This window comes from Pantoea sp. ME81 (assembly GCF_903970985.1).
Classification (GTDB): domain Bacteria; phylum Pseudomonadota; class Gammaproteobacteria; order Enterobacterales; family Enterobacteriaceae; genus Pantoea; species Pantoea communis.
Genome location: NZ_CAJCKS010000241.1, coordinates 1 through 5,787 on the forward strand (window position 1 = coordinate 1; position 5,787 = coordinate 5,787).

The following is a 5,787-nucleotide window of genomic DNA, read 5'->3' on the forward strand; positions in this document are numbered from 1 at the left end:
CGACAGCTTTGGTGCGTTGACCTGCGGACTGAACGGCCGTGAAGTGTGGCACGTCAGCGACTCGCTGCTGAGCGAGCAGGCGGCGAAACAGAACCTGCGTCTTAATGAGATGGACGAAGATCAAGTGCACTTTATCGATAGCCTGGCGCCGCTACCTGCTGCGCCTGCTGTCGTACTGATTAAAATCCCGAAAGCGCTGGCTCTGCTGGAGCACCAACTGCGCGCGCTGCGTAAAGTGGTGACGCCAGACACACTGATCCTCGGCGCGGCAAAAGCCAAAGATATTCATAACTCCACGCAGCAGTTGTTCGATCGCATTCTCGGTGAGAGCAAAACCTCACTGGCGTGGAAGAAATCGCGCCTGATTTACTGCACTTACAGCGCGCCCAAACTGCCGGAGGTGTCAGAGACCACGGTGTGGCCGCTGGACGATTCCTCTTACCAGATTCACAACCACGCTAACGTGTTCTCTCGCGGATCGCTGGACGTGGGTGCGCGTTTCTTTATGCAGCATCTGCCGTCAGATATTGAAGGGGAAATCCTCGATCTTGGCTGCGGCAACGGCGTGATTGGTTTATTGGCGCTGGAGCAGAACCCGCAGGCGGACGTGCTGTTCTATGACGAATCCTACATGGCCGTGGCGTCCAGTAAGCTCAACGTGGAAGTAAACCGTCCGCAGGATTTGGCGCGCTGTCAGTTCCGCGTCAACAACGTGCTGAGTGGCTTCCCGTCGGATCGTCTGCACGCGGTACTGTGCAACCCGCCGTTCCATCAGCAGCACGCGGTGACCGATCATCTGGCCTGGCAAATGCTGCGTGATGCCAAACGTTGTCTGCAGTACGGCGGCGAGTTGCGTATTGTCGGCAACCGCCACCTCGGTTATCACGTCAAAATGAAAAAGCTGTTTGGCAACTGTGAGCTGGTGGCGTCTAACGCCAAGTTCGTGGTGCTGCGTTCGGTCAAACTGCGTTAATCAGACGCTGAGCGCCAGCTCAGTGGCCTGTGCGATGGCGCGGCGAGCATCCAGCTCCTGCGCCACATCGGCTCCGCCAATCAGCTTTACCGCTTTACCGCGTGCGGCTAGCTCGTCCGCCAGCTGACGCAGCGGCTCCTGCCCGGCGCAAATCACCACGTTATCCACTGCCAAAGTGACGGCTTCGCCCTGATGACGCAGGTGCAATCCTGCATCATCAATCTTCAGATACTCCACGTCGCCCCACATCTGCACGCCGTGCGCCTGCAAACTGGCGCGATGGATCCAACCAGTGGTTTTCGCCAGCCCGGCGCCGGGCTTGCCGGATTTACGTTGCAACAGCCAGATTTGCCGATCCGCTGCCAGCGGCTGCGGACGGACTAACCCGCCGCGCGCCTGTAAGCTCTGATCGATGCCCCAGCTCTGATAAAAATCTTCGTGCGCGTTTTGATGCAGCAAAAACTCAGCGGTATCAAAGCCAATACCGCCCGCACCGATAATGGCGACGCGCTGGCCGACCGGCTTTTTATCGCGAATCACATCGAGGTAGCTGAGTACGCTGGCATGGTCGATGCCGGGGATCGACAACTGACGCGGCGCAATACCGGTGGCGATCACCACTTCATCCACACTTTCCAGCTCATCAGCGCTCACGCGATGCTCGGTGCGAATCGCCACGCCCTGTGTCTCCAGCTGATGGCGGAAGTAGCGCAGCGTCTCGCTAAACTCCTCTTTACCGGGGATCTGACGCGCAATATTAAACTGGCCGCCAATCTGTGCGTCCGCTTCATACAGCGTGACCTGATGGCCGCGCTCGGCCGCCTGCAGCGCGAACGCCATGCCCGCCGGGCCAGCACCGACCACCGCAATCTGTTTAGGCTGTTCAACTGGGATTACCGGCATCAGGGTTTCGTGGCAGGCGCGGGGATTAACCAGACATGAAGTGACTTTGCCGACAAAGATCTGATCGAGACAGGCCTGATTGCAGGCGATGCAGGTGTTGATGGCATCCGGCTGCCCGGCCTGCGCTTTGCGCACAAAGGCCGCATCGGCAAGAAACGGACGTGCCATCGACACCATATCGGCAATGCCATCGCGCAGCAGCGATTCCGCCACCTGCGGATGGTTGATACGGTTAGTGGCAATAACGGGGACGGATACCGCTTCACGCAGATGCTGCGTTACCCACGCAAAACCGGCACGCGGTACGCAAGTGGCGATAGTCGGGATGCGCGCTTCGTGCCAGCCAATACCGCTGTTGAACAGCGTCACACCGCGCTGCTCCAGCGCCTTTGCCAGCGTCAGCGTCTCTTCCAGCGAACTGCCGTTGTTCACCAGATCGAGCATCGACAGGCGGAAGATGATGATAAACGCCGGGCCGACCGCTTCGCGCACCGCCTGCGTGACTTCCAGCGCAAAGCGACGACGGCGCTGCACATCGCCGCCCCACTCATCGTCACGATGGTTGGTGTGCGCCACCAGGAACTGATTAATCAGATAACCTTCGGAGCCCATGATCTCGACGCCGTCATAACCGGCCTGCTGGGCCAACCTGGCGCACCGGGCAAAGTCCGCAATGGTCTGACGAATCTCGCCATCGCTCAGTTCGCGCGGCGTGAATGGGTTAATCGGTGCCTGCAACGCTGAAGGCGCAACCAAATCGCGTTGATAGCTGTAACGCCCGGCATGCAGAATTTGCAGCGCGATTTTGCCGCCTTCTGCATGCACCGCATCGGTCAGGGTGCGATGCCAGTCGCACTGGCTCTCCTGATTGAGGATGGCGCCGCCGTGTGCCACCACGCCCTGTGGGTTGGGTGCGATGCCGCCGGTCACAATCAGTGCCACGCCTCCCCGCGCGCGCTCCGCATAAAACGCGGCTAATCGTGTGGCGCCATCAGTGTGTTCTTCCAGCCCGGTGTGCATGGAGCCCATCAGAAAGCGGTTCTTTAATTGGGTAAATCCCAGATCCAGCGGGGCAAACAGGTGGGCGTAATGCTCAGTCATGAACACAGTCTCGGAAAGTGGTCGGATGAGTTAACTTTAGCGGGAATTGGTTGGGATGGAAATTCGCGGTGTTCAGGCTGTGAGAAACCTCAAAAAAAGCAGGGCGACAGGTCGCAGGCGAAAGGTTCGGACTCCTTCGCCCGGCACGGGAAGAGACCTGTGCACCCTGAAACAGCTTGAAGATGAGGGCTAATGATTTAGCTCTATAGTTATGACTCCTGTCAGACTCAATCCAGACGACTTTCCCGGGTGAGGGTGCGGCGATAATGACATAGCTCACTGTGGTTAATCCCCAAGACGAGTCTTGGTTTTCCCCAGCAAAAAGTGATCCCGCTTCCATCTTCTGTACGAGCAGTTCACGTTCCAGGTAACAGCTATTTCGTAACATGATTTAGAGTGATCTGGTTCACAGTTTTCAGCCTCTGATCCCGCTTTGATAGCCCCCATTGCAACAGCAACAAATGGGGAAACCATGAATATCGAAACGCAATCCTGCGTGATTACCGGGAAAAAACAGGTCAGCGTCGCACCGCAACAGGTGAAATGGGACGGCACAGGCACGCTGGTGCGTATCACGCGCGGCGGCATTTGTGGATCTGACCTGCATTACTATCAGGAAGGCAAAGTCGGCAGCTTCGAAGTCAAAATGCCGATGATCCTCGGTCATGAAGTGATTGGTCATGTGGTGGAGAGCGACAACCCGGACCTGAAGCCGAATCAAAAAGTGGCGGTCAATCCGTCCAAACCGTGCGGCGAGTGCAAATACTGCCAGCGCGATCAGGAAAACCAGTGCACCGCCATGCGTTTCTTCGGCAGTGCGATGTATGTGCCGCATGTCGATGGCGGTTTCACCCAGTACAAAGTGGTGGATAGCAAACAGTGCGTGCCTTTCCCACAGGATGCCGATGAAACCGTGATGGTGTTCGCCGAGCCGCTGGCGGTGTGCATTCACGCCACGCATCAGGCGGGCGATCTTACCGGCAAGCACGTGTTCATTTCCGGCGTCGGTCCGATTGGCTGCTTAATTGCGGCGGCAGCGAAAGCGCGCGGTGCCGCCTCTGTGGTGTGCAGCGACATTAGCGAGCGTTCGCTGGAGATGGCGCAGCAGATGGGCGCGACCGATGTGATCCATGCCGCCGAGGGCGATTTCACGCCGTATCTGGCTGACAAAGGCTTTTTCGATGTGGCGTTTGAGGCCTCTGGCCATCCTTCCTCACTGCAGCGCTGCCTTGATGTGGTGTGCGCCAAAGGCACGCTGGTACAGGTCGGCATGGGCGGCACCATCCCGAACTTCCCGATCATGGCGCTGATTGCCAAAGAGATTCAGCTGGTCGGTTCTTTCCGCTTTACCCATGAATTCAACACCGCCGTCGAGTGGCTGGCGAACGGTGTGGTCAACCCGCTGCCGCTGTTCAGCGGTGAATACGATTTGCAGGACATCGACGCGGCCTTGCAGTTTGCTGGCGATAAAACTCGTGCGGCGAAAGTCCAGTTAACCTTTTAAGGAGCAGTGATGAGTCAGTTATTTTCCCTCGAAGGCAAGCGTGTATTACTCACCGGTTCGGCGCGCGGTATTGGTTTTCTGCTGGCGCGTGGCCTGGGTGAAGCCGGCGCGGAAGTGATCGTCAACGCCACCACCAAAGAGGGTGCAGAGCAGGGCGCGGCGAAACTGCGTGAGCTGGGCCTGCGTGCCCATGCCAAAGCCTTTGATGTGACGCAGTCTGCGCAGGTGCAGCAGGCGGTGGATGAGATTGAAGCCGAATGGGGCCCGATTGATATTCTGGTGAACAACGCCGGGATCCAGCGCCGCCGCCCATTCCTCGAATTCCCGGAGCAGGACTGGAATGACGTGATTGCCGTTAACCAGACCGCCGTGTTCCTGGTCTCTCAAACCGTGGCGAAAAAAATGGTCGATCGCCAGCGCGGTAAAATCATCAATATCGGTTCGATGCAAAGCGAACTGGGCCGCGACACCATCACGCCGTACGCCGCTTCCAAAGGCGCCGTCACCATGCTGACGCGCGGTATGTGCGTCGAGCTGGCGCGCCATAACATCCAGGTGAACGCCATCGCACCGGGCTACTTCGTCACGGAGATGACCCAGGCGCTGGCGGACGATCCGGCCTTTACCGGCTGGCTCACCAAACGCACGCCTGCCGCTCGCTGGGGTAAACCGGAAGAGCTGATTGGTGCTGCGGTGTTCCTCGCCTCGGGCGCGTCTGATTTCGTCAATGGTCACTTGCTGTTCGTTGATGGCGGTATGCGCGTCGCCGTGTAATGCCATGGCGCGGCTGGCATTTTCGCTTGGCCGCGCCTAAACCTTAATCACCCCTCTGTATTCCTAAGGATAATAAAAAATGCCAATAACCATTATTGTGCTGGGTGTGATACTGCTGCTGGTATTGATGATTGTATTTAAGGTCAACGGCTTTATTGCGTTGGTGTTTGTCTCGGCGGTGGTGGGTATCGCTGAAGGGATGACGCCGCTCAATGTGATGGCCTCGATCCAAAAAGGTATCGGCTCGACGCTCGGTGGATTAGCGATGATCCTCGGCTTCGGTGCCATGCTCGGGCGTCTGGTCTCGGACACCGGCGCGGCACAACGCGTGGCGACCACGCTGATTGCCGCCTTTGGTAAAGAGCGGCTGCAATGGGCGCTGGTGGTCACCGGTCTGATCGTCGGTCTGGCGATGTTCTATGAAGTGGGCTTCGTGCTGCTGCTGCCGCTGGTGTTCACCATCGTCGCGGCGGCCGGTTTGCCGCTGCTGTACGTCGGCGTGCCGATGGTGGCTGCACTCTCGGTGACGCAC

General features: G+C 58.2%; 5 protein-coding genes. 4 read left to right on the forward strand and 1 reads right to left on the reverse strand.

Features of this window, described 5'->3' with window-relative positions; all coding sequences use genetic code 11:
* Window positions 1-973, forward strand: a 973-nt coding sequence (gene rlmG / locus H7A81_RS25140) for a 23S rRNA (guanine(1835)-N(2))-methyltransferase RlmG (protein WP_182059078.1), incomplete at its 5' end; no start/stop codon positions are given.
* Here rlmG and H7A81_RS25145 read toward each other — a convergent pair.
* Window positions 974-2,977: an NADPH-dependent 2,4-dienoyl-CoA reductase gene (locus H7A81_RS25145; protein WP_182059079.1), complete on the reverse strand. Its 2,004-nt coding sequence runs from the start codon at window positions 2,975-2,977 to the stop codon at window positions 974-976. It lies immediately after the preceding gene.
* Between the two features lie 472 nt (window positions 2,978-3,449).
* On the opposite strand from H7A81_RS25145, the gene idnD reads away from it, so the two are divergent.
* The 3 genes from idnD to H7A81_RS25160 form a co-directional block, all read left to right on the forward strand.
* The gene (gene idnD / locus H7A81_RS25150) at window positions 3,450-4,481 is read left to right on the forward strand and encodes an L-idonate 5-dehydrogenase (protein ID WP_182059080.1); all 1,032 of its coding nucleotides are present in this window, start codon (window positions 3,450-3,452) and stop codon (window positions 4,479-4,481) included.
* A gap of 9 nt (window positions 4,482-4,490) precedes the next feature.
* On the forward strand, window positions 4,491-5,255 hold the full coding sequence (gene idnO, locus H7A81_RS25155; RefSeq protein ID WP_034830987.1) for a gluconate 5-dehydrogenase: 765 nt from the start codon (window positions 4,491-4,493) through the stop codon (window positions 5,253-5,255).
* A gap of 79 nt (window positions 5,256-5,334) precedes the next feature.
* On the forward strand, window positions 5,335-5,787 hold a 453-nt coding region (locus tag H7A81_RS25160; RefSeq protein WP_255479044.1), incomplete at its 3' end, for an SLC13 family permease.

What these genes read in the sequence shown, in the direction of transcription:
- H7A81_RS25145 (WP_182059079.1), bottom strand. Translation starts at nt 2,977, where the DNA reads ATGACTGAGCATTACGCCCACCTGTTTGCCCCGCTGGATCTGGGATTT.
- idnD (WP_182059080.1), top strand. Translation starts at nt 3,450, where the DNA reads ATGAATATCGAAACGCAATCCTGCGTGATTACCGGGAAAAAACAGGTC.
- idnO (WP_034830987.1), top strand. Translation starts at nt 4,491, where the DNA reads ATGAGTCAGTTATTTTCCCTCGAAGGCAAGCGTGTATTACTCACCGGT.